This window comes from Pseudidiomarina tainanensis (assembly GCF_900115255.1).
GTDB classification, from domain to species: Bacteria; Pseudomonadota; Gammaproteobacteria; order Enterobacterales; family Alteromonadaceae; genus Pseudidiomarina; species Pseudidiomarina tainanensis.
The window spans coordinates 1,069,675-1,091,744 of the sequence record NZ_FOYU01000001.1; the positions used below are offsets into that span (position 1 = coordinate 1,069,675).

Genomic DNA, 22,070 nt, shown 5'->3' on the forward strand with positions numbered 1-22,070 from the left:
GTCTAGCTCAGTTGGCGAAGCCAGTCTTTGAAGTCCGCTCCAAAGGCTGGATGACGCGCCGCATGTTCAACGAAGGCTTGAGCGTAACCGAGCTTATTCCCACAATCATGGCTTTTACCTTTCATGTAGTAAGCATTCACAGGTTGTTGTTCAAGCAACATCGCCATGGCATCGGTCAACTGAATCTCATTGCCAGCGCCCGGTGGTGTTTTCTCTAATAGCGTCCACAACGCAGCTGGGAACACATAACGACCAACAACAGCTAAATCTGACGGTGCTTCAGCTATCGGTGGCTTTTCAACCAAGCGTTTAATTGAAGCCTGCTCGCCCGGCGCTAATTGAACGCCATCAATATCCGCAACACCATATTGGTTAACCAGCTCAGCCGGTACTTTTTCAACCATCACTTGAGCGGCACCTGATGCATTAAAGTTGGCGACCATTTCGGCTAAATTGTCGCGGTTTAAATCGCAGCTAACAGCGTCAACTAGAACATCAGGCAATACCACCGCAAACGGTTGGTCTTCAATCAATGGACGTGCACAAAGCACAGCGTGGCCAAGACCTTTAGCAACATCTTGGCGCACCGCCATCACAGTTACCTCAGGCGGGCAAATTGCCCGCACCTCGGCTAAAAGTTGATCTTTTGCCCGTTTCTCCAGCATATCCTCTAACTCATAATTCGAGTCAAAGTGGTTTTCAATCGCGCTTTTGCTCGAATGGGTTACCAAAATAATATCGGTTAACCCAGCCGCCGCGCACTCGTCGACAATATACTGAATCAACGGCCGGTCAACCAACGGCAGCATTTCCTTTGGAATTGCTTTGGTTGCTGGCAGCATCCGCGTCCCCAGACCTGCCACCGGAATCACAACTTTTTTTACCATGCTTAACAAATCCTATTGTTTAAAGTTTTATTGCTTTTCAGCTTTAGTGCCTAAGCCTTCATGCTCGGCAACCGCATCCAATTCTTGGTCAACACCTTCAGCAACAGTTGCAGGAGCTGCGCGCTCGGCACCATGCATCCAGTTCACCAACATACCTGAGATGAGCCAAAGAATAACCGCAAATACCAACAAACCAACAGCTACACCACCAAATACTACTAGCAGTCCTGAATATTGCGCTTCGAGACCAATGGCGTTAGCAAGATTAATTGAAAACTCGTATTTGTCGGCTTCTTCACTAAACGCTCCAACCATACCAGCAAGATAGCTGGCGATAGCTGGCATTAAGAACCAAATACCCATCACGAGTGAAGCTAAACGCAGCGGTGCTAACTTAGTCATCAATGACAAGCCAACTGGTGAAATGCACAGCTCACCCAAAGTATGGAACATGTAGGCTAAAACCAACCACATCATGTTTGCTTTGCCAGTGACTTGAATTTCGAACAAGCCGAGAATCAAGAACACGAAACCGATTGAGGTCAGAACTAAACCAACAAATACTTTAATTGGCGCATCTGGGCTCTTGTCTTTTTTATGCAACCACATCCACAAAAATGAGAAGACTGGTGCGAATAACAAAATGAACAATGGGTTTAACGACTGGAAATAACCGGCTGGCACTTCCGTATCACCAATCATTCGGTCGGTGAAACGATCAGCGTAGATGTTCATCAAACCGCCGGCTTGCTCAAACGCTAACCAGAACACGGTAACAAACACAAACAAGAACAAGATTACGCGTAGACGATCATGCTCAACTTTAGACAACGGCTTCTTCACACCACCAGCCGCATCACGATCACGTTTTGCACCAGGAATTTTACCAATATCGCCTAAGAAACGTTGGAAAAATAAACCTTGGGTAATCACCGCAAGCGTCATACCAACACCCGCTGCGAAGTAACCCCAGCGCCAGCCGTAATCAGCGCTCTCACCCAAAGTTGAAGTAACCAACGGAGCGATGAACGCACCGAGGTTAATACCCATATAGAAAATTGAGAATGCACTATCACGACGTGCATCGCCCTGTTGATATAAATCACCAACAATCGTTGAAATGTTTGGCTTAAACAAACCGTTACCGGCAATCAAGATACCCAAACCAACATAGAACAGTTCAATACTGTGCGGCGTGGCAGCAAACAATGTGAATTGCGCTACGGCCATCAAAATACCGCCTAACAAAATTGAGCGCCGCTGACCTAAGTAGTTATCTGCTAACCAACCACCAATCAATGGCGTGAAATAAACAAGGCCGGTATATATACCGTAAAGCGACAACGCATCGGCGTCGCTCATACCGAATCCTGGGTTTGCAGCTTCGGTTGCTGCAACCAAAGTAAGTACTAACAATGCGCGCATGCCGTAGTAAGAGAAACGCTCCCACATTTCGGCAGTAAAAAGCACATACAGGCCCTTCGGGTGACCCCAAAGTTCAGACTTCGCAGGCGCCTGGCTCATAAAATATTCCTCAGTAAATGTAATTATAGTTATTCAAGTTATAACAGTGACGGGCTTTTATAACGCAGAAGCCTTGCATGGTGCAAGGCTTCGAGGCTTAAAACTGGTCGTAAAAATCGTCGTCCAGCTCTTCTTCTTGAGGTGGGGCTGGCGGATTTCCATCATAAACTTTGTCCTGCCAACGCTGAAAATAAGACTCTTTCACGAATGAGTATGGATCCAGTGATTCTTCCAACATCGGTTCAAGATCCATCAATTGAATACGTGCTTCTAGACCTTTGATCATCCATCTTGCCACGCTTGCTGGACCATTAATATTATCCAGCGGGAAGTACATACCATCAACTACATCACCACCGCGATCAACCACCACGGTTGGACCTAATCCGGGTAGCATCAAATATGGGCCATCGGCAACACCGTACGACGCTAACACTTCACCAAAGCCTTCCTCGCGACGCTCAATACCCATTTCAGTAGCCACATCAAAGATTCCCAAAACCCCAACGGTACTGTTGATCGCAAAGCGCCAAAAACTCACACCCGCATCAACCGCTTTGCCTTGTAAAGCGTTGTTTACAAGCGAAGATACCTCATCGAGGTTCTCGACCGCGTTTGACAGGCCTTTACGAACCGGTTTCGGCACATGGCTATAGGCTTTCGCTGCAGGACGAATCACTGCATCATCAAGCTCTTCATTGAAATCCCACACATCACGGTTGACCTGCTCGAATGGGTCTCTTTCGTCAGCCCAAGGATCATCCTGCGGGGCACTAGCGCAACCGCTTGCCAGAAGGACAACTGCAGCAATTGCAATAAACTTATTCATAAAAACTCCGTTTAAAAAACCAAAAACGATATTAGCCGTTAGATATTAGATATTGGAGCTGATGTTCTGAGCATTTTCTAATATCTAATATCCAAGAGCTAATATCGCACTTGCTCTTATTTAATCTCTAACCGGACTGTGGTGGTGGCTGGCTCAATAATTACCGGCGTCGCATCCAAATCACCCTCAGCCGCATCGATTTGCTCATCAGCTGATATACGTGCCATCACCTGCCATTGGTTCAGTTGACTCATCCGATAATCTGGGAGCATCGCATTGGCATCTGACAAAGTAACCGTCACCGGAAACTCAGTTACTGGCTGACGAACGACCGCTGCCGGCATACCTGGCCCTTCGGCTGCACGCACATACACAAACAGTGTTGCTCCCTCTGGAATCAGCGCTTTAGATGCCTCGGTTACGTCAACGGTAACGGTTAGCTCTAATTCTGTTGCTTGTAACCGTTGCTTCGCATCGGCGACAGCAGTCGCAACCGGTTCATAACGCTCGTCAGCTTCCGGAATCTGCTGTAATAACAATTCCCAAGCGGTAATTGCTTGCTGCCAATCACCACGCTGGAACGCAACAAAGCCCAACAACGACAAGCCTTCTTGATTACTCGGCTCTTGCTCAAGTACCCGACGTAGCAAGGAAGCAGCCTCTGGCATCATGCTGTCATCACCGGTTTGCAATAACAATTGCGTGTAACTAAGCAAAGTGCCAATGCGATTCGGCTCAATCTGGAGTGACTTCTTGTAAGCTTCTATCGCTTGTTCAAGCTGCCCTAGCGCAGTCATTGAACGAGCATAGACTAGCCATGCTACGGCATCGTTTGGTTCGCGCGCCAAGCGTTGACGCAAACCCAACGCGAACGTTTCAAGTTCTTCGCGTGTCGTTTGTGCGTTGTCGTTGGTTAAAACCTTCTTACCTAATTCAGGTAACGCCTGCACGGCTTCATCCGCTTGGCGTTGCAATGACCAACTACCAAACAAACTGTAAAGAACAATCGTTAACACCACCAACAATACCGCCGGCAACCAAATATTGCGGCCAACTTGCTGATCATGCAACTGCTCTAACTCAGAATTTTCAGTAACAAAACGTTTATCTAACTCTGCATTAGCGCGCTCAAATGCATTATCGGTCAGCAAACCGTCTTCGCGTTCTTGCACCAACTCTAATTTACGCTGTTCGTACAACTCGCGGTTCACGTCCAAGCGCGTGCGTTGTTGATCACGTTGCCGGCGCCCAGTTAACAGTAAAAACAAGCCTCCAGCCAAAGCAACGGCTAAAATCAACGCAATATGTACAATCATGATGATTTATCCTGTTTTGAATCGCTTGACTCTGAGTCACGCAGCGTATCCAGCTGCGCCTGTTCTTGCTCACTCAACTCAACCTCGGCATTATTGCGCGAACGTACCCGCATCAAAATCACACCAGCGCCAACCAATATGACAACAACTGGGCCTAACCATAACACGACTGTGCTTAACTTGACCGGTGGCCGGTAATAGGCAAAATCGCCGTAGCGCGCAACCATGTAATCCACTACTTCTTGTTTACTAGCGCCTTGCTGAATCATCATGTAGGTGCGGTCGCGCAAGTCTTTCGCAAGTGGCGCATCAGAGTCACCAATCGTTTGATTCTGGCATTTCGGGCAGCGCAACTCATCAATCAGTTCACGAAATAGTGCTTCTTTTTTCGGGTCGTCAAATTTGTAGGTTTCAAGATTGGCTGCATAAGCAATGCTCCACGAGCTCACCGCTACACCAATCGCAACCAGCAACATGGTGATTAAGCTTCGTATCATGGTGTCGCTCCTGCGCTCTCATAAGCCTGCATCAATTCGTTGTACTGTGGCCCTAACACGTTATTCCAAACGCGGTCATTAACGTCGCCAACATGGCGATAAACCACCTCGCCTTGCGCATTGATCAAAAATGTCTCCGGCGCGCCATACACGCCAAAATCAAGCGCCACCATGCCGCGTTCATCAAACAAATTAATTTGATACGGGTCACCCAAGGTGTTCAACCAATTCACCGCTTTCGCGCGTGAATCATCTTTATAATTTAAGCCAACAATGTAGACGCCTTGCGCAGCCAATTGATTTAAATATTCATGCTCGGCGCGACAAGTTGGACACCACGTTGCCCATACGTTGAGTAGCATCGGGCGTCCTTGCAACACTTCTTCAGTATGCACGTTGGTGGTGTCGTAAATGTCCGGCAATTCAAACTGCGGAACAGGTTTGCCGACCAACGCTGAACTGAGCTCAGTTGGGTCGGAAAACAAGCCACGTAATAAGAAGATGGTTAGCCATAAAAATGCCAATAGCGGCAGGGCTAAGATCACCCAACGTAATTTGCTACGCTGTGCCATATTCACCTCGCTGTTTGCGCTGCGAACGATACCGTTTATCGCTCATTGCTAAGGCACCACCAAGCGCCATCACCAATGCACCAAGCCATATCCAGCGCACAAATGGTTTAATATAAATGCGCACTGCCCAAGCATCTGGATTCTCATCGTCTTGCAATGGTTCCCCAAGAGCAACATACACATCGCGCAAGAATCCTGAATCTAAACCAACTTCAGTCATACTCATGCGCTGCACAGTATAAAAGCGCTTTTCGGACACTAAATCAGCAATTTTGCGCTCGTCTTTGAAAACACTAAATTCCGCATGGTCAGTGATATAGTTCGGACCTTGCTGCTCACTTAATAAATCAAACTGAATGCGATAGTGCTCAACTTGCACTGATTCACCCGGAGCTAATCGTACATCGCGCTCAACTTCGTATTGACTCACCGCAGCAATACCCACCAAAGTTATCGCAAAACCTAAATGGCCAAGCACCATGCCCCAATGACTACGCCCTAACTTCGTCAAACTTGCTAGCCCTTGACCGCGCTGCTGAATGCGTTGTTTCAACTCAGCAACTAACGTCAGCACAATCCACAACGCCATGACTAAGCCTAAAACCGTCATCGCCAATATTTGATCAGCAAACACATAAGGCAGCGCAAAACCAAGTAATACCGCCAGCGCCAAGGCAAGGAATAAGTCAGTTGCTAGCGGTTTCATGTCTTGTCGACGCCAGCGTAATAGCGGCCCAAGCCCCATCAGTAGAACAAACGGTACAATTAACCACGTGAACATTTGATTAAAGAACGGCACACCAATTGAAATCGAACCTAACCCAAGTTCTTTATGCACCAGCGGTAACAGTGTACCGAGCAACACCACCAAAGTGGCGGCCATTAGCAAGATATTGTTACCGAGCAACATCACTTCTCGAGAAATCGCTTCGTATTTGGTTTGGCTGTTGACCGCGCCCGCACGCAGCGCGAACAACAGTAACGAGCCACCAATAACCACGGCAAGCAAGCCTAAAATAAACAAGCCGCGAGCAGGGTCGGTCGCGAATGCATGCACTGAGACAATGACGCCAGAGCGCACCAAGAAAGTACCGAGTAAGCTTAAGCTAAATGCCGAAATCGCCAACAATACCGTCCATGACTTAAACGCCCCACGTTTTTCGGTCACAGCCAGTGAGTGAATTAACGCGGTGCCAACCAGCCAAGGCATAAAACTTGCGTTTTCAACTGGATCCCAGAACCACCAGCCACCCCAGCCGAGTTCGTAATAAGCCCACCAACTACCAAGTGCAATACCAAGAGTTAGGAAGCACCAAGCGGCCGTTGCCCAAGGACGCGACCAACGCGCCCACGATGCATCCAACTTACCACTCATGAGTGCCGCAATGGCGAACGCAAAGGCCACAGAGAAACCAACATAACCCATGTACAATAGCGGCGGATGAACGATCATGCCGGGGTCTTGCAACAATGGATTCAAATCGCGACCATCGACTGGAATTAACGGCAATGCCCGATCGAATGGATTCGACACACTCAGCATAAATAGATAGAAACCAATACTGATAAGGCCAAGAACCGCTAATACACGAGCCATCATCGTTAACGGCATCCGTCGCGAGAACATTGCCACAGCGGCAATCCAGCCTGCTTGCATCAGCATCCACAACAAGAATGAACCTTCGTGCGAACCCCATACGGCTGTAATTCGGTAAATCAGTGGAAGTGCCGTGTTCGAGTTGTGCGCAACGTAAGCAATACTGAAGTCGTTGACGATAAAACCGTAGGTTAATGCCGCATACGCCAGTGCAGTGAAGAAAAATTGTCCGTAAGCAAATGGTCGTGCCAGCAACATCGCGCCGCTATGGCCGCGCCAAGCACCCCATAATGGATAAATCGCAAGTAATACGGAGAACGCCAGCGCTAGTGCTAACGTTAATTGTCCAAATTCAGCAATCATTGGTTATTTCCAGAGCTGTCTTGTGGTTCAGAATCGTCTGTTTTTGAGCCGGTGTAATCTGGCTGATTCGGATTGACGTGTTTAATGCCCTTCATCGCTTCAGCCAACTCAGGTGGCATATATTCTTCGTCATGTTTTGCCAATACTTCGGTTGCTTTCAGTACTGTCGGCTCAACTAACACACCTTGCGCGACAATACCCTGCCCCTCGCGGAACAAATCGGGCAGAATTCCAGTATAGAGCACCGTGACTTCCGGCCCGGTATCGGTTACTTTAAAACTCACTTCAAGAGTTTTCGGATCGCGTTTGACTGAGCCTTCAACAACCATGCCGCCAACACGAATCCGTTGACCAACTTCTGGACGTACTTTCGCAGCACCCTTACCGTCAATCATTTCTGATGGCGTGTAAAACAAATCGATGTTCTGCGTGAGCGCATACAGAATCAAACTGATTGCGGCTGCGACACCAACCACTAGAGATAAAACCCAAGCGAGGCGCTTTTTACGACGTGGAATCATTGGTCACCATACTCCTATGACGCTCTTGCTGTTTGCGACGCGCGATACGTTGCTGTTGCTGCTGCTTTTTCACAGCTAACTGCGCTAGTTTTTTGCGCGTCAACAACCCGTGCACCACTAATATAGCGATAGCTAAAATTGATACTCCAAAGGCCAGCCAAACATAAAACCCATAGCCGCCCATCCAAATCACTTCTTGCCAACTATCAAACGCCATCGTTGGCCTCCACACCTAGCTTCGCCATCGCCCACGGACGATGTAGTTCTTGTTTTAGTATTTCGTTGCGTAGCCGCTGGGTAATCAATGCTGCTGTTAAAAACAGGAAACCGGCGATACTAATCAGCAATGGAATTAGCATTTCTGGCGGCATCGATGGCTTTTCGAATTTAGTAATCGTGGCGCCTTGATGAAGCGAATTCCACCAATACACCGAAAAATGAATAATCGGCACGTTAATAACACCAACTAATGCCAATATTGCCGCGGCTTTGGCTCCGGTGCGTGCATCGTTAAAGGCGTAGTAAAGCGCCAGCACACCAATATATAGGAACAACAAGATAAGCTGCGAAGTTAAACGCGCATCCCACTCCCACCAAGTACCCCACATGGGCTTACCCCATACGGCTCCGGTAAACAACGCAACAAAGGTCAGCGTTGCCCCCACCGGTGCTATGGCCGCGATCGCCCATTCTGCAGTACGAATTTGCCAGACTAATGCAATTAATGCGGCAATCGCCATGCCGGTATAAGCGCCCATCGAAAACATCGCGCTGGGTACATGAATGAAAATAATGCGGTAGCTATCACCTTGTTGATAATCCGGTGGCGCATAAAACAAGCCCCATACTAAGCCAACGCTAACAAACGCCAACGCTAATCCGGTTAACCACGGTTGCCATAAACCAAGTAATCGGTATGTTGCCTCGCCTTTTGCGTACGGATGTAACCATTTCCACATGTTAATTTACGCTCACTCGAATTGCTGCTGCGACTGCTAGAGGCGCCAAGGTTAAGGTTAAAAGCATCAGTCCCGCTAATAGTAACACTTGCCCATAAGCAGAGGTACCCACCAGCGTACTCTCAACTGCCGCCGCTGCAAATATCAACAAAGGGATAAAAAGCGGCAACAATAATAAACTCAGCAAGGCGCCACCGCGCCCTAAACTCACCGTCAGCGCCGCGCCAACGGCTGTCATTGCGCTCAACATTGGAGTACCCACTAAGAGGGTCAACATTAACGTTCCCCAGGCGGCAAACGGCAGTTTTAATAATAACGCACAAACCGGCGCGAGGATCACTAGCGGTAAGCCACTAAGAAGCCAGTGCACAACGACTTTGCCAAATGCTAATAGCGGTAATGGCGCCGGTGATAGCACCATCTGCTCGAGGTTGCCATCCAGGAAATCATCGCGAAATAGACGCTCAGAACCAAGTAATGACGATAACAACGCGGCTACCCATATCACTCCAGTTGCAATGCGACCCAAAATATCTGGGCCTGGCCCCACCGCGAGTGGGAATAGTGTCACCACAATCACCACAAATAACAGCGGATTGATAACGTCGCTTCGTCGTCGCAAAGCAACCGCTAGGTCGCGCCGCATAATCGTCGTCATTAACTGCCAAGAACTCGCTTTATTCATAAACGAGTTCCTCGTCGTTATGTTCGATACGAATTTTTTGTAATCGTTCACCAGACCAAGAGAGCGGTTGGTGCGAGGTTAAAATAATTGAACCACTTTGTTCAAGGTGGCGTTGAAAGCGTTGATGCAATAACTCAATGCCGTAGGTGTCGAGAGCCGTAAATGGCTCATCTAAAATCCACAACTTTGCTTGGCTATACCATAGTCGTGCTAAGGCAATACGCCGTTGTTGGCCGGCTGAGAGCTGTTGTGCGGGAATATCTTCGAGGCCTAATAAGCCAACGGTTTCCAGCAACTGCCATGCATCAACATGCGCGGCACCATCAAGTTGCGATTGAAAATGGAGGTTTTCGAGTGCGGTCAGTTCGGCTTTTACCGCCGGCTTATGCCCAATGAACAAGGTTTGGCGTTGCCAAAGTTCAGGGTCATCCTGTTGCGGTTGCCCGAATAGCCAAACTTCGCCCTCAAGCGGCTGCAGCAGACCTGCAATGATGCGTAGTAGAGTGGATTTACCCGCGCCGTTTGGCCCTTCAACATGGAGTATTTCACCGCCGCCGAGTTGTAGCGAGAGTGCAGAGAATAACGTGCGTCCTGCACGTACCGACGTGAGTTGTTTGGCTTCGATAACAACAGACATTGGAGTTGAGGCAACCTATCGGGTCAACAAAAGTGACCCGATAGTACCACAGGTTTACAAGGCCATATAAGCCTTACTCATCAATTTTCGTCCATTCGAATGTTATGCACTTCGTTGGTACTCAAATTCGAGATAGTCACACTCGATGGTGTGAAGGTAAAACCTGATTTACTAAAGTTAATCACCGTTGAAGTTCCCGCTGGGATGCCATTACATGCATATGAACCCGTATCAGCATTACCTTGTTTAGAATAAGTACAGGTCACATCCACACCAGCGACATTGACATTACGATAGTGGGTGTTTTTACAAGCATCGCCATTATATTGTAGGCAGTAAATTTCGCCGGTCACTGAGTAGAGTGGCGTAGTACCGTCCGACGCCGTTACCGTCACATTAACGCTACTGCTTAGCTCGCCATCCTCAAGCGGGTGAATCGGTTGGCTACCTAGAACACTGGCATTACCCAATGCCGCGTTCATCGTTACCGTCGCAATGCCGCCGTCAAGCGCGCTGATACGACCGCGGCTGTACGTTCCGTAGTAATTCTGTTCGGGGTCAACAATGGTTTGAATAGGTTCATTGGTGACGTCAGCAACCGCTGTATTGGTGGTTTCCCAAAGGCCCAACAAAGTTAAGTTAACTTCATAAAATGGTACTTTGGCAATCCAATCCGGTTCATTGTTTAAGATCGACTGACGCACTTCTGCAAGGTGCGCATCGGTCATGTCATCTAAATAAATCCCACGACCAATTAGCTGATACGAGCCAGGCGCTACCGAGATATCGCGCCCAGATGGCGCTGTTGGTAACGCTGAGTCCATGACTAACGCTCTCACCACATCGCGCACGTATTGCGTATATGCTTGTGCTCCAACTTCATTGATTAAATAACCGGCCGAAGTTGCCGTCACCGCATGGAATTGCCAATCTGGATACATTGCATACCAACCATCGATGCGGCGCATGCGACAGGATTCTTCATAGACGTTGTTAGAACCTTGGTTAGCTTCTTGTAAGTTACCACTGGCATCACGATAAAAATGACGATGATTCCCGTTCGTTTTGCGGTTGGTGTCGTATTTAAATACGACCTGTTCATTCACCATCGTGTTGTTATCATGATGGTCACGACAACACTGTGTGCACAGATCGGGTTGGTCAGTAACTGCCGGGTTAACAATACCGGTCATTTTACGCGTTGGCTGACCACCATTCGGATCCAGCACTAAGCGTCCATCTTTAAGCGTTAAACGGTGCGGCGTCTGCGCCTCTGACTCAATGCCAGTAAACATGCACGAACAGTTAATCGTGATAAAGTCTTCCACGCGCTGCGTTTGGGTTGCTTCGTCGTAGGTTACCGTATCAAAGCGAACCGTCAGCCGTTCGCCACGTTGCATAACCGTCGGCGTCGGACGCGTAGTTTCTTTCACTTGATACTTCGTAGCCGTGCCATCTTCGGTTAGTTTCACCGCGATAACCTCCGGTGCCGCGCCCGGGTTATAGGTCACACTCGGCTCGTTACGTGGCGGTGGCGTTGTAACTGCTAGACCACCATCACGCATCGCAATACGCCCAATCCATCCCTCTAAACTTAAGGTTTGGTTTTCACCGCCGCGCATTTGCCAGGCCACATCAATTGTCACCGATTTTGCATCAGGAGTTGGCGGCAACGGGTCAGGTAGGTCGGGGTCACCGGTTGTACGCCATAAGCCATTAAAGTATTGCGGTGCGACCGTCCAACTGACCGCGTAGGTTTTGTCATCTAGAGAGACACTATCGGTACCCGCATCAATATCCGCATAGATTTCGAACCTTAATTCTTCGAGACGTTGTTGTGCGATTTTAAGCGCTGTCGCATGTTCCGCAGCTCGTACCGAACTTTGCATGAAAGTTCGCTGTAGGCTCACCAAGCCCGTTACGCCAATCGCGATAATGACCAATGCAACAAGCACTTCAACAAAAGTGAAGCCGCGTTGATACATTAGTTTAGCTGAATTAGAAATCACGCCAGCTTCCTCCTACACGCAATACTCGTTTAAAGGCATCATTACTGATTAAATTCGTCAGCACTTCTTCGTGATAGCGCACTACCAGGGTTCCGTTCGACAGCGTCGGGTCGAAGTTCGCCATCACCGCACCGTTAATCGTCGCGCCACCGTTAAGTTTTAATTCATGGGTTGCCAAATTGCCCGGTGTTCGAAATGAAAACACTAGGCCATTGACTTCGGTGTTACCGTTAATCGCCAAACTACCGTCTTGAATAACCAAGGCGACGGGATTCTCAAGCGAGCCAATATTTACCGACGGCGCACAGTCGCCAACTACCCAAATCAAACCCGTTGAGGCAGGTCCAATGGAATCACAGCCATTCACAATTTGGTTGGCTGAATCTCGTAATTCTTGCCATTGTGCTTCCGGCACACCAAACAGATATTCAAGTAGGTCATCAGGAAAGTTCGGGTCGTTATCCAAAATATCGACACCATGATCGCCACGTTCACTAAACGGCTGCGAGGAGCAGTTACCTTCAGTAAATTCTTGCTGGCCGCAGGTGCTACCACTGCCGTTGATGTCGACATCACCCTCGGTCCAAATCGATAATGGCACACCATCACCGCCACCATTCGGATTTGCTACCACTTTAAAGTTACCAGAAACGTTCATACTACCTTTGATGGCAACTGGCGTGTCGGGCGCCGAACGAAGCATCGGAAGTACCGCCACTTGCTGGCGTAAAGTGCGAGTTGCACGAGTATCGGCTGAAGTAGCCGTCAACACTACATCAACGATATCAACGTCACCACGAATAGTGTCATTGAAACGTGTGCTAGAAAGCGTCGCGGTGTATTGCGCACCACCTATCACGCCCGCAATAGTACGATCTAAATTTGACTTCTCTGCGTTCACTTCCATGACAATCTGCTCAATGGCAGCATCGGCTACCATCATGGCTTCTTGCATACTGGCATGGTTCCGAGTGATACGTTGTTCCTGTACTTTAAAACGCGCGGTATACAACGTAACCAGAATGATTACAGAGAGTAATAGTACGGTGATTGTAATTGTGGCAAAGCCCGATTGTTTAAAACGCATTGCGCAGCACCACCTCTGTTGCAAGTTCTCGTGATACTTCGGCGTCGCTTGGCAGTGAAACAACCATCAACACCTCTACAACCTGTTCGTTCACATCGTCCAGCATGCGCTCGGTTAAAATAAACTCCAGCACATCAACTTGAATTAAATCAGGGCTGGTTAATCCTTCCCAGCCGTCTTGATCGCAAGTAGCTCCGCCTTGTCGGCGCTGTACCTGACCGTTGCGCAAGCGATAACCAAACTGCTCCACCGCGCCATCATGTACAGCATCATTATCAGCATCGTATTCAAACAGCAAACAGCTCGCGCCAACTTCACTAGGATGTTGCGATACGGTAATTGAGTTATTAAATGCAGTGACAGCATTATCTGGGTCAACCACTAATAAATGCGCATCACCGCGATAGCCGGTGCGACGCAGATCTCCCAACAGAAGGTCCATCACCGCAGTCGATTCTTCCTGGAGCTGACTTAACTGTAAACTTCGAGAGTTTGTGCCTAACGTAGCTGAAAAAACCGACGTTAGCGCTGCCATTAAGATCAAACCAAGCGTAATCGTGATCATCAATTCGACGAGTGACAAGCCGCGTTGCTTTAACATGCTGGATAACTCCCTACACCGCCCACTTGGCAATATCTTAAGCGTCCGAGAGTACTGACAATCACGCGCACTTCACGCTCCACAGCGCTACTGCTGTCGCGTAACTGGTAACTCACGGTACCGGCATTGCCTTCGGCTAGGCCACGCAGCGCATCAAAGCGCGTATACTCGCCACTGGAGAACGTAGCTGATGCCATCGTCACACCCGAATATTCAGAACCATTAATCTGTCGCAATACACCGTCGATAGAGCAATCTTCTGTTAAGCAATCACAATCATTATTGTCGGCAACGGCGGCGCACCATTCTCCATTTTCATCATCCCAAACTACGAACCGATTCTCGCCGCTACTCAAAGCATCGGAGCGTGCATACTGCAGCAAGCCATAGGTATCTTGTGCCGCCCCTTGCAAACGCATCGTCCGCGCCATTTCAATGGTCGCAGGCACGCCCCAACCCAGCACAATGCTGAGAATTAACAACGTGATAATAAGTTCGAGTAAAGTAAATCCTTGACGCATTGCGTTTGGTCCAAAATTATCGTACTAATGAACAGATGCACTTAGCATAGTATAAACAGGTGGAATAAATGCAAGTTGAAAAAAAGTTAAGCGGCATGACCTTAATCGAATTAATGATTGTCGTTGCTATCATCGGTATCATCGCAGCCATCGCTTATCCAAACTTTACTGACTACGTTAAACAGAGCCGCAGAGCAGACGCCATGGGCGAATTACTGAAATTACAGATGGCGCAAGAAGAGTATAGATTACGCAATACCAGCTACGCCACTATTGCTGATCTTGGCTTTACATCGTCAAGCGAATTTTACACTTTTAGTACATCTGACATTGCCGCTGAAACATATACGTTAACGGCGACAGCGAAAGGAGCACAGGTTTCAGATACGGAGTGTGCGACGATGAGCATTAATCAAAACGATCAAAAAACCCCCGCCGCCTGTTGGCAGTAGCCACGTTATTCCCGAATCGAACGCACATTGACGGTAGCCCGGCGTTTCACGCCGGGACGTGGCTACGCCACGGTTATTCCCGAATTGAACGCACATTGACGGTAGCCCGGCGTTTCACGCCGGGACGTGGCTACGCCACGGTTATTCCCGAATTGAACGCACATTGAAAAAAGTGCTACATTAACAGCGCGATGCGCTACCCGGCGTGAAACGCCGGGCTACAGTTCAACCACACGGAGTTCTGGTGGGATGGAGAAAGTGATATTTTCCTCGCGGCCGCTGCGTTCTTGCACCGTTTGGCCGCCCCATGCTTGCAGTTTTTTCACCACATCGCGAACCAAGACTTCCGGTGCCGATGCGCCAGCTGTGACACCAACGTTCTCTTTACCTTCAAGCCAAGCCTGATCAATGCAGGTAGCATCATCTATCAAATAGGCCGGCGTGCCCATTTTCTCAGCAAGTTCACGTAAGCGGTTTGAGTTCGAGCTGTTACGCGCTCCCACAACGAGCAATACGTCAACCTCGCCCGCTAAGTCACGCACAGCATCCTGACGATTTTGCGTGGCGTAGCAAATATCATCTTTGCGCGGACCTTGTACTTCCGGAAATTTCTCGCGTAACGCATCAATCACATCAGCTGTATCATCAACCGACAAAGTGGTTTGGCTCATGTAATGCAATTGCATCGGATCTTTAACTTCCAGCTTGGCCACATCATCAACCGATTCCACCAAATAGATGCCGCCTTTTGGATTATTGTACTGACCCATAGTGCCTTCCACTTCAGGGTGTCCAGCATGACCAATCAATACGCATTCATGTCCTTTGCGGCTAGCACGCGTCACTTCCATATGAACTTTCGTTACCAACGGACAAGTCGCATCAAATACGCGCAAACCACGGTCTTTCGCCTCTTGGCGCACCGCCTGCGATACTCCGTGAGCGGAAAATATCACAATACTATCGTCTGGCACTTCATGCAGTTCATCAACAAATACGGCGCCGCGCGCCCGTAGCGAATCCACCACGTATTTGTTGTGCACCACTTCGTGACGCACATAAATAGGCGGCTCAAAAATCTCTAATGCGCGTTCAACAATCGTAATCGCTCGGTCAACACCGGCACAAAAACCACGCGGATTAGCCAAAACAATGTTCATAAAAACTCCAATAGCGTTGTTCGTCATTCGTGCGCTTCGCTGTTCGTGCGCACTTCGTGCTGTTCGGAAATCGAATAGTGAGACAAAGTCGAACGGACGAACAGCGAAGCGTACGAAATACGAATAACGATTTTTTCTAAGGGTTTACCTCAATGATTTCAACCGCGAAACGCACACGCTGTCCCGCCAACGGATGATTGAAATCAATCGTCACAAACTGATCATTAATGGCTCGGACAATGCCCGGCAACTCCGTACCATCAGGTTGCGGAAACGTGAAAATCTGACCAACTTCGGGGCGATCTGCGCCGAATTTGGTGGTATCTACTTGATAATAGTTATCTTTGTTCGGCATACCGAACGCATCTTCTGGCGCTAGCTCAAACTCACGCTCGTCGCCGGCTTTTAAGCCGACTAAACAAGACTCGAAGTTCTCGGTTAACGAGCCGTCGCCCATTCGAAACTTTGCTGGTTTGCCCGACATTTTCGTACTGTCGGCAACCGAGTCGTCGGTTAACTTAATAGTAAAATGCAAAATCACTTCGCGACCGTGTTCGATCGGGAGACGACTGATCATGACTGTGGCTCCTGGCGTTGTTCGAAGAACGCCTCTAACAACATGAGAATGGCACCGATAGTAATCGCCATATCGGCAACGTTAAACGCTGGCCAATGCCATTCATTCACATACACATCAATAAAATCGATAACGTAGCCATACATAATGCGGTCAATAACATTACCAATAGCGCCGGCTAATATCAGCGCAAAGGCAAGGTTTTGGCGCCACATATTGGCCGGATTGCGGCGTAACCAAATCAGTAACACCACGCTTACCGCAATAGCTAAGAATGTGAATAACCAGCGTTGCCAGCCACCTTGATCGCTCAAGAAGCTAAAGGCGGCGCCCATGTTACGCACGTAGGTCAAATTTAAATAGGGCATCACCTCAATGCTTTCGTATAAATCGAAAACACGAATCACCCATTGCTTGGTAAATTGATCCAAAACAATAAGTAATAAGGTTAGCCACAAAAAGCGCAGGCCACTGGCGCGCTTTTGTAAATCAGTTGGCTTATTAAGCAAAATGGCGCTCCTCTCCAGCTCCATCAACGTTTGTCACACAACGTTGGCATAGCGTCGGATGGTTTGCGATAGTGCCAACCTCCGCACGATGATGCCAACAGCGCTCACATTTCTCGTAAGCAGATTTAGTTACTTTTACCCACACGCCATCTAGCTCAGTTGCGACCGCACCTTCAGGCGCATTATCAACAGTAACAACACTGACAGCTGATGTGATAAAGGCAAATCGTAATTCATCTTTCAAACTGCTTAATTGCGCAGCAATATCGGCAACAGCATATACCGTCACTTCGGCTTGCAGGCTACCACCAATCACATCATCACGGCGCGCTTGCTCTAGGGTACGGTTTACTTCATCGCGCACTTCAAGCACTGTCTGCCATAACGCGTTATCGGCTGGACTAACTTTAATCTGTGCCGCTTCACGATACCAACTTTCGGTAAACACATAACGTGCGCGCGCTTCACCATTGGCCAGTTGCTTCGGCAACGCATCCCAAATTTCTTGGGCGGTAAAGCTACAAATTGGTGCCAACCAACGCACCAACATTTCCGCAATATGGTACAACGCAGTCTGACATGAGCGACGCGCCACGCTGTCGCGCTTCGCGGTGTACTGACGGTCTTTAATCACGTCTAAGTAGAAGCTACCTAACTCAATAGAGCAGAAGTGCATGATTTTTTGCACCACGCCGTGGAATTGGTAATCGTCTAAAGCAGTCAGGATTTCTTCTTGCAAGCTCACCGCACGCGCGACAATCCACTTATCGATAGCGACCATATCATCAGCGGCTACGGCGTGTTTGCTCGGCTCAAATTCGTTAATGTTGGCCAATAAAAAGCGTGAGGTATTACGGATACGACGATAGCTATCTGCTGAACGTTTCAAAATTTCGTCAGAAACGGTCATCTCACCGGAGTAATCTGTTGCCGCTACCCACAAACGTAAGATATCGCCACCTAACTTATTCATGACCTCAAGCGGTGCAATCACGTTGCCGATGGATTTCGACATTTTGCGGCCTTGTCCGTCAACGGTAAAACCGTGTGTTAGTACTTGCTTGTATGGCGCTTGTTGATACATTGCCACCCCAGTCAATAACGACGACTGGAACCAACCACGGTGCTGGTCAGAACCTTCAAGATACAAATCCGCTGGCCACTGTAAACCCGGTGTTTTATTCAATACAGCTTCGTGCGTGACACCTGAATCGAACCAAACGTCTAAGGTGTCGGTCACTTTGCGATATTCTGCCGCTTCATCACCTAATAGCTCTTCCGCTTCTAAATCGAACCAAGCTTGGATGCCATCTTTTTCAACGCGTTTAGCGACTTCTTCCATCAGTTCCAGCGTACGTGGGTGTAATTCGTCATTGTCACGGCGCACAAACACGGCAATCGGATTACCCCAAGTACGTTGACGCGAAATACACCAGTCTGGACGACCATCCACCATACTTTCAATACGGCTTTGACCCCATTCCGGAACCCAGCGCACTTGCTTAATTTGCTCTAGTGCTTTGGCGCGCAAACCTTGTTTGTCCATGCTAATAAACCACTGTGGCGTAGCGCGGAAGATAATTGGCGTTTTATGGCGCCAGCAATGTGGGTACGAGTGATTATAAGCTTCGTGGTGAATCAACCGCCCAGCTTCTTGCAGCGCATCGACAATATTCGGATTCGCTTTCATTACGTGCTGACCAGCGAACATTGGCGTGTCATCTTTATACACACCGTTATCGCCTACTGGGTTATACACTTCAATGCCGTAACGTTGTCCAACAATAAAGTCGTCGACACCATGGCCTGGCGCTGTGTGCACACAGCCTGTACCCGAGTCGGTGGTCACGTGCTCTCCGAGAATGAGTGGCACCTGCACCTCAGCAAACAACGGATGGTTTACCTTCACGTTTTCCAGCGCTTGACCTTTGGCGAAGCCAAGTTTGTGGTAGGCATCGATGCCCCAGCGCTCCATGGCTGACTTCACCAGATCATCAGCCAATACCAAACGCATTGCCGGACGTTCATCGGTCGCTTCAACTTGAACCAACGTATAATCAAGACTCGGATGTAATGAAATCGCGCGGTTTGCTGGAATAGTCCATGGCGTCGTGGTCCAAATCACGACCATCACCTCACCTTCGCCCGAGTGACCTTCAGGGTGATCAAATTTACCGACTAACTCGCTTTCATTCACCGGAGTAAAACCAACATCAATTGCCGGTGAACGCTTATCTTGATACTCAACTTCTGCTTCAGCTAATGCCGAGCCGCAATCGGTACACCAATGCACCGGCTTAAAGCCTTGCTGCATATGACCGTTAGCGATGATTTTGGCAAGTGCGCGAATACTGTCAGCTTCTTGCTGTGGGTTCATGGTGAGATATGGATTATCCCAATCCCCAAACACGCCCAAACGTTTAAAATCTTCACGCTGACCGTCGACCTGAGTCAGTGCATATTCGCGACACTTTTGACGAAACTCAGCGACACTGAGTTTTTTACCTGGCTTGCCATGTTTCTTCTCAACTTGCAGCTCAATTGGCAAGCCATGACAATCCCAACCAGGCACATACGGCGCATCGTAATCGCTCAGCGTTTTCGCTTTCACGATCATGTCTTTCAAAATTTTGTTCACCGCATGACCAATGTGAATATCACCGTTCGCATACGGAGGGCCGTCATGCAAAATAAACACCGGCTTACCCGCCTTCGCTTGGCGAATCAGGCCGTACACGTCATCCGCGTACCACTGTTGCAACATCTGCGGCTCGCGCTGCGCCAAATTACCGCGCATCGGAAACTCAGTTTCCGGCAGATTCAGTGTGTGTTTGTAGTCGGTCATCTTTGATTCCTTTTTCGAGGGCCTCGTGTGCCCCATGGCTCATTTCAATTTTCAAATTATAAAAAGCGTTATTCGTTATTCGTTATTCGTGCGTTCACTGCGTTCACTGTTCGTGCGTGCTTCGCACTGTTCGGGGCTGTACTATCGAACAGCGTAGCGCACGAACAGCGCAGCGGACGAAACACGAACAGCAGCGCGTTAGCGTTGCGGACGAAGGTCGCGCGCGGCGCGAGCGTCAGCGGCGATTTGTTGCTGTAGCTGCGCGAAATCGGCGAATTTTTGTTCAGCGCGAATAAAGTGCGTTGGCACCACGCGCAATTGCTGCCCATACAAATCGCCCGCAAAATCGAACAAATGCACCTCGAGCTGCACTCGCTCACCATTTAATGTTGGCCGTCTACCAATATTAGCAACGCCTGCATGCATTTTGCCATCATTGGTTTGCACCTGCACAGCAAAAACCCCTTGTAAGGGTGAACGCAAGCGCTTTAACTGAATATTTGCGGTTGGAAAGCCGATAGTACGACCCTTTTTCTCACCATGCACAACGCGCCCTCCGAAAGCATAAGGTCGCCCTAACATGGCTGCCGCCTGAGTAAAATCACCATCACTTAAACACTGGCGTATTGCGGTGCTACTAACCCGTTGCTGTTGTTGGCGATAACTTTGCGTGTCCACCACTTCAAAGCCAAGCTCAGCGCCCGCGCGTTGCAACATCGCGAAATCGCCTTCGCGACCATGACCGAAGCGGAAATCATCGCCAACCACCAAGAATTGTACGCCGAGCATATCAACCAACACACGTTCAATAAATTCGCGCGCCGGCAGATTAGAAAACTTGCGATTAAATTCAATCACAATATGGCGGTCAATACCCTGCTGACGCAGTGCCATGTGCTTTTCACGAAAATTAGTTAATCGGGCCGGTGCTTTATCCGGTTGAAACAGCTCTTGCGGCTGCGGCTCAAACGTCATCACCGTCGCCGGAACGCCGCGCGCGAGCGCCTGCGCTTTTACCTGCGCCAACACTGCCTGATGGCCCAAATGGACACCATCAAAGTTGCCGATAGTAAGTACACACCCACGGTGCTGAGGTCGAATATTATGAATTCCGCGAATTAACTGCATCAGTGCGTAGCAAGCCTGTCGTTATTTCAGGTGATTAACAAAGCGGCGATTATAACAGGCTCGCCAAACGCTAACCAGACACTAAGGGCTCATTAATACCAGATTCAATAGTTGATCGCGAAGGCTTTGCCGAGTTCGAATGAACAATAAAGCAGTCACCTGATCATTGAAGCGATAAATCACACGGCATTGAGACTTCGCATCAATATATTCGTAGTAATCATCATAACCCAGTATCATTGCTTCATCACATCGCGCGCAGCTCAAAGGGAATGGCTTTACTTTGCTTTCAAAGCGTTTCATGATCTCGGCTAGCCACTCCGACGACGCACGTGAACCAACCTTTTTACGAAGATAATTAAATTCAGCATCGAGTTGAGAGATAAAAGAGTCAGCGTAATTAACTATTTTGGTCATCGAGCGCACCTTTTTCTTCCAGTCCTTTGAATAACTCGTCGCTCGATACAACACGACCAGCCCGAACATCCTTTTCAGCCAGTGCAATCATTTTTAACATCGCCATCTGTTCTTGCATGGCTTCGTATTGGGCAGGATCTTGCACCACATACAAGGGTTCACCGTTCTGGGTCACCAAAACCGGTTCATTCACATCCATGGTCGCAATTTCTTTTTTAAACCCTGACACAGTAGTCACGCGCGGGCGTTTGACGGTATACATGGGAGTTTCTCCTTGTTGGTGGTTACAGGAATAAGAGTAGACGAGATTGGTGAAGAAGTCCAAATAAAGACCAAATAAAGACCTGTTAAAAGCAAAAGCGATATTAGCTATTAGA

Annotated in this window: 24 protein-coding genes; 1 reads left to right on the forward strand and 23 read right to left on the reverse strand. The window is 48.6% G+C overall.

Annotated elements, in window-relative coordinates:
* Positions 1–2 precede the first annotated feature (2 nt).
* The 16 genes from galU to BM292_RS05355 all read right to left on the reverse strand — a co-directional run bounded on the left by galU (position 3) and on the right by BM292_RS05355 (position 14,605).
* Entirely contained in the window at positions 3–887 is an 885-nt protein-coding gene (galU, locus tag BM292_RS05280; protein ID WP_092856032.1) for a UTP--glucose-1-phosphate uridylyltransferase GalU, read from the reverse strand.
* A gap of 27 nt (positions 888–914) precedes the next feature.
* Positions 915–2,411 carry a peptide MFS transporter gene (locus BM292_RS05285; protein WP_092856034.1) on the reverse strand — a complete coding sequence of 499 codons (1,497 nt, stop codon included), beginning with the start codon at positions 2,409–2,411 and terminating at the stop codon, positions 915–917.
* A gap of 97 nt (positions 2,412–2,508) precedes the next feature.
* Positions 2,509–3,240 carry an MlaA family lipoprotein gene (locus BM292_RS05290; protein WP_092856036.1) on the reverse strand — a complete coding sequence of 244 codons (732 nt, stop codon included), beginning with the start codon at positions 3,238–3,240 and terminating at the stop codon, positions 2,509–2,511.
* 116 nt (positions 3,241–3,356) lie between these two features.
* Complete coding sequence (gene ccmI, locus BM292_RS05295; RefSeq protein ID WP_092856038.1) at positions 3,357–4,556, reverse strand: c-type cytochrome biogenesis protein CcmI; 1,200 nt, start codon at positions 4,554–4,556, stop codon at positions 3,357–3,359.
* Complete coding sequence (locus BM292_RS05300; RefSeq protein WP_218151669.1) at positions 4,553–5,053, reverse strand: cytochrome c-type biogenesis protein; 501 nt, start codon at positions 5,051–5,053, stop codon at positions 4,553–4,555. The genes ccmI and BM292_RS05300 overlap by 4 nt, the downstream gene beginning before the upstream one ends.
* Positions 5,050–5,625 (reverse strand): DsbE family thiol:disulfide interchange protein, encoded by a 576-nt coding sequence (locus tag BM292_RS05305; RefSeq protein WP_092856040.1) that lies wholly within the window; start codon positions 5,623–5,625, stop codon positions 5,050–5,052. Before BM292_RS05305 ends, BM292_RS05300 begins: the two co-directional genes overlap by 4 nt.
* Entirely contained in the window at positions 5,612–7,585 is a 1,974-nt protein-coding gene (locus BM292_RS05310) for a heme lyase CcmF/NrfE family subunit (RefSeq protein ID WP_092856042.1), read from the reverse strand. The genes BM292_RS05305 and BM292_RS05310 overlap by 14 nt, the downstream gene beginning before the upstream one ends.
* A complete protein-coding gene (gene ccmE / locus BM292_RS05315) occupies positions 7,582–8,106 on the reverse strand; it encodes a cytochrome c maturation protein CcmE (protein WP_092856044.1) in 525 nt (174 codons plus the stop codon). The genes BM292_RS05310 and ccmE overlap by 4 nt, the downstream gene beginning before the upstream one ends.
* On the reverse strand, positions 8,090–8,323 hold the full coding sequence (ccmD, locus tag BM292_RS05320) for a heme exporter protein CcmD (protein WP_092856046.1): 234 nt from the start codon (positions 8,321–8,323) through the stop codon (positions 8,090–8,092). The genes ccmE and ccmD overlap by 17 nt, the downstream gene beginning before the upstream one ends.
* On the reverse strand, positions 8,313–9,065 hold the full coding sequence (locus tag BM292_RS05325; protein ID WP_092856048.1) for a heme ABC transporter permease: 753 nt from the start codon (positions 9,063–9,065) through the stop codon (positions 8,313–8,315). Before BM292_RS05325 ends, ccmD begins: the two co-directional genes overlap by 11 nt.
* A gap of 1 nt (position 9,066) precedes the next feature.
* Positions 9,067–9,750 (reverse strand): heme exporter protein CcmB, encoded by a 684-nt coding sequence (gene ccmB / locus BM292_RS05330; RefSeq protein ID WP_092856050.1) that lies wholly within the window; start codon positions 9,748–9,750, stop codon positions 9,067–9,069.
* A complete protein-coding gene (gene ccmA, locus BM292_RS05335; protein WP_092856052.1) occupies positions 9,743–10,387 on the reverse strand; it encodes a cytochrome c biogenesis heme-transporting ATPase CcmA in 645 nt (214 codons plus the stop codon). The genes ccmB and ccmA overlap by 8 nt, the downstream gene beginning before the upstream one ends.
* An 80-nt stretch (positions 10,388–10,467) precedes the next feature.
* Positions 10,468–12,396: a type IV pilus modification PilV family protein gene (locus tag BM292_RS05340; RefSeq protein ID WP_143434073.1), complete on the reverse strand. Its 1,929-nt coding sequence runs from the start codon at positions 12,394–12,396 to the stop codon at positions 10,468–10,470.
* Positions 12,386–13,483, reverse strand: a complete 1,098-nt coding sequence (locus BM292_RS05345) for a pilus assembly PilX N-terminal domain-containing protein (RefSeq protein WP_092856056.1) — start codon at positions 13,481–13,483, stop codon at positions 12,386–12,388. The genes BM292_RS05340 and BM292_RS05345 overlap by 11 nt, the downstream gene beginning before the upstream one ends.
* Positions 13,473–14,084 (reverse strand): prepilin-type N-terminal cleavage/methylation domain-containing protein, encoded by a 612-nt coding sequence (locus BM292_RS05350; RefSeq protein ID WP_092856058.1) that lies wholly within the window; start codon positions 14,082–14,084, stop codon positions 13,473–13,475. The genes BM292_RS05345 and BM292_RS05350 overlap by 11 nt, the downstream gene beginning before the upstream one ends.
* A complete protein-coding gene (locus BM292_RS05355) occupies positions 14,078–14,605 on the reverse strand; it encodes a GspH/FimT family protein (RefSeq protein ID WP_092856060.1) in 528 nt (175 codons plus the stop codon). Before BM292_RS05355 ends, BM292_RS05350 begins: the two co-directional genes overlap by 7 nt.
* Before the next feature lie 68 nt (positions 14,606–14,673).
* On the opposite strand from BM292_RS05355, the gene BM292_RS11830 reads away from it, so the two are divergent.
* Positions 14,674–15,057: a type IV pilin protein gene (locus tag BM292_RS11830; RefSeq protein WP_092856062.1), complete on the forward strand. Its 384-nt coding sequence runs from the start codon at positions 14,674–14,676 to the stop codon at positions 15,055–15,057.
* A gap of 218 nt (positions 15,058–15,275) precedes the next feature.
* Here BM292_RS11830 and ispH read toward each other — a convergent pair whose 3' ends face one another.
* From ispH to BM292_RS05395, 7 genes are all read right to left on the reverse strand, one after another.
* Positions 15,276–16,217 carry a 4-hydroxy-3-methylbut-2-enyl diphosphate reductase gene (gene ispH / locus BM292_RS05365; RefSeq protein WP_092856064.1) on the reverse strand — a complete coding sequence of 314 codons (942 nt, stop codon included), beginning with the start codon at positions 16,215–16,217 and terminating at the stop codon, positions 15,276–15,278.
* Between the two features lie 136 nt (positions 16,218–16,353).
* A complete protein-coding gene (gene fkpB, locus BM292_RS05370) occupies positions 16,354–16,794 on the reverse strand; it encodes an FKBP-type peptidyl-prolyl cis-trans isomerase (RefSeq protein WP_092856066.1) in 441 nt (146 codons plus the stop codon).
* Entirely contained in the window at positions 16,791–17,303 is a 513-nt protein-coding gene (gene lspA / locus BM292_RS05375) for a signal peptidase II (RefSeq protein ID WP_233340182.1), read from the reverse strand. The genes fkpB and lspA overlap by 4 nt, the downstream gene beginning before the upstream one ends.
* Positions 17,296–20,148 (reverse strand): isoleucine--tRNA ligase, encoded by a 2,853-nt coding sequence (ileS, locus tag BM292_RS05380; RefSeq protein ID WP_092856070.1) that lies wholly within the window; start codon positions 20,146–20,148, stop codon positions 17,296–17,298. Before ileS ends, lspA begins: the two co-directional genes overlap by 8 nt.
* A 198-nt stretch (positions 20,149–20,346) precedes the next feature.
* On the reverse strand, positions 20,347–21,276 hold the full coding sequence (gene ribF / locus BM292_RS05385) for a bifunctional riboflavin kinase/FAD synthetase (RefSeq protein WP_092856072.1): 930 nt from the start codon (positions 21,274–21,276) through the stop codon (positions 20,347–20,349).
* An 81-nt stretch (positions 21,277–21,357) separates the two neighbouring features.
* On the reverse strand, positions 21,358–21,693 hold the full coding sequence (locus BM292_RS05390; protein ID WP_092856074.1) for a hypothetical protein: 336 nt from the start codon (positions 21,691–21,693) through the stop codon (positions 21,358–21,360).
* Positions 21,677–21,955, reverse strand: coding sequence for a type II toxin-antitoxin system prevent-host-death family antitoxin (locus BM292_RS05395; RefSeq protein ID WP_092856076.1), 279 nt, complete (start codon positions 21,953–21,955; stop codon positions 21,677–21,679). Before BM292_RS05395 ends, BM292_RS05390 begins: the two co-directional genes overlap by 17 nt.
* Positions 21,956–22,070 lie beyond the last annotated feature (115 nt).

What these genes read in the sequence shown, in the direction of transcription:
- BM292_RS05325 (WP_092856048.1), bottom strand. Translation starts at nt 9,065, where the DNA reads ATGTGGAAATGGTTACATCCGTACGCAAAAGGCGAGGCAACATACCGA.
- ccmA (WP_092856052.1), bottom strand. Translation starts at nt 10,387, where the DNA reads ATGTCTGTTGTTATCGAAGCCAAACAACTCACGTCGGTACGTGCAGGA.
- BM292_RS05305 (WP_092856040.1), bottom strand. Translation starts at nt 5,625, where the DNA reads ATGGCACAGCGTAGCAAATTACGTTGGGTGATCTTAGCCCTGCCGCTA.
- ileS (WP_092856070.1), bottom strand. Translation starts at nt 20,148, where the DNA reads ATGACCGACTACAAACACACACTGAATCTGCCGGAAACTGAGTTTCCG.
- BM292_RS05300 (WP_218151669.1), bottom strand. Translation starts at nt 5,053, where the DNA reads ATGATACGAAGCTTAATCACCATGTTGCTGGTTGCGATTGGTGTAGCG.
- ccmD (WP_092856046.1), bottom strand. Translation starts at nt 8,323, where the DNA reads ATGGCGTTTGATAGTTGGCAAGAAGTGATTTGGATGGGCGGCTATGGG.
- BM292_RS05355 (WP_092856060.1), bottom strand. Translation starts at nt 14,605, where the DNA reads ATGCGTCAAGGATTTACTTTACTCGAACTTATTATCACGTTGTTAATT.
- BM292_RS05310 (WP_092856042.1), bottom strand. Translation starts at nt 7,585, where the DNA reads ATGATTGCTGAATTTGGACAATTAACGTTAGCACTAGCGCTGGCGTTC.
- galU (WP_092856032.1), bottom strand. Translation starts at nt 887, where the DNA reads ATGGTAAAAAAAGTTGTGATTCCGGTGGCAGGTCTGGGGACGCGGATG.
- ccmB (WP_092856050.1), bottom strand. Translation starts at nt 9,750, where the DNA reads ATGAATAAAGCGAGTTCTTGGCAGTTAATGACGACGATTATGCGGCGC.
- BM292_RS05285 (WP_092856034.1), bottom strand. Translation starts at nt 2,411, where the DNA reads ATGAGCCAGGCGCCTGCGAAGTCTGAACTTTGGGGTCACCCGAAGGGC.
- BM292_RS05390 (WP_092856074.1), bottom strand. Translation starts at nt 21,693, where the DNA reads ATGACCAAAATAGTTAATTACGCTGACTCTTTTATCTCTCAACTCGAT.
- ccmI (WP_092856038.1), bottom strand. Translation starts at nt 4,556, where the DNA reads ATGATTGTACATATTGCGTTGATTTTAGCCGTTGCTTTGGCTGGAGGC.
- BM292_RS05395 (WP_092856076.1), bottom strand. Translation starts at nt 21,955, where the DNA reads ATGTATACCGTCAAACGCCCGCGCGTGACTACTGTGTCAGGGTTTAAA.
- ribF (WP_092856072.1), bottom strand. Translation starts at nt 21,276, where the DNA reads ATGCAGTTAATTCGCGGAATTCATAATATTCGACCTCAGCACCGTGGG.
- BM292_RS11830 (WP_092856062.1), top strand. Translation starts at nt 14,674, where the DNA reads ATGCAAGTTGAAAAAAAGTTAAGCGGCATGACCTTAATCGAATTAATG.
- BM292_RS05345 (WP_092856056.1), bottom strand. Translation starts at nt 13,483, where the DNA reads ATGCGTTTTAAACAATCGGGCTTTGCCACAATTACAATCACCGTACTA.
- BM292_RS05350 (WP_092856058.1), bottom strand. Translation starts at nt 14,084, where the DNA reads ATGTTAAAGCAACGCGGCTTGTCACTCGTCGAATTGATGATCACGATT.
- fkpB (WP_092856066.1), bottom strand. Translation starts at nt 16,794, where the DNA reads ATGATCAGTCGTCTCCCGATCGAACACGGTCGCGAAGTGATTTTGCAT.
- BM292_RS05290 (WP_092856036.1), bottom strand. Translation starts at nt 3,240, where the DNA reads ATGAATAAGTTTATTGCAATTGCTGCAGTTGTCCTTCTGGCAAGCGGT.
- ispH (WP_092856064.1), bottom strand. Translation starts at nt 16,217, where the DNA reads ATGAACATTGTTTTGGCTAATCCGCGTGGTTTTTGTGCCGGTGTTGAC.
- ccmE (WP_092856044.1), bottom strand. Translation starts at nt 8,106, where the DNA reads ATGATTCCACGTCGTAAAAAGCGCCTCGCTTGGGTTTTATCTCTAGTG.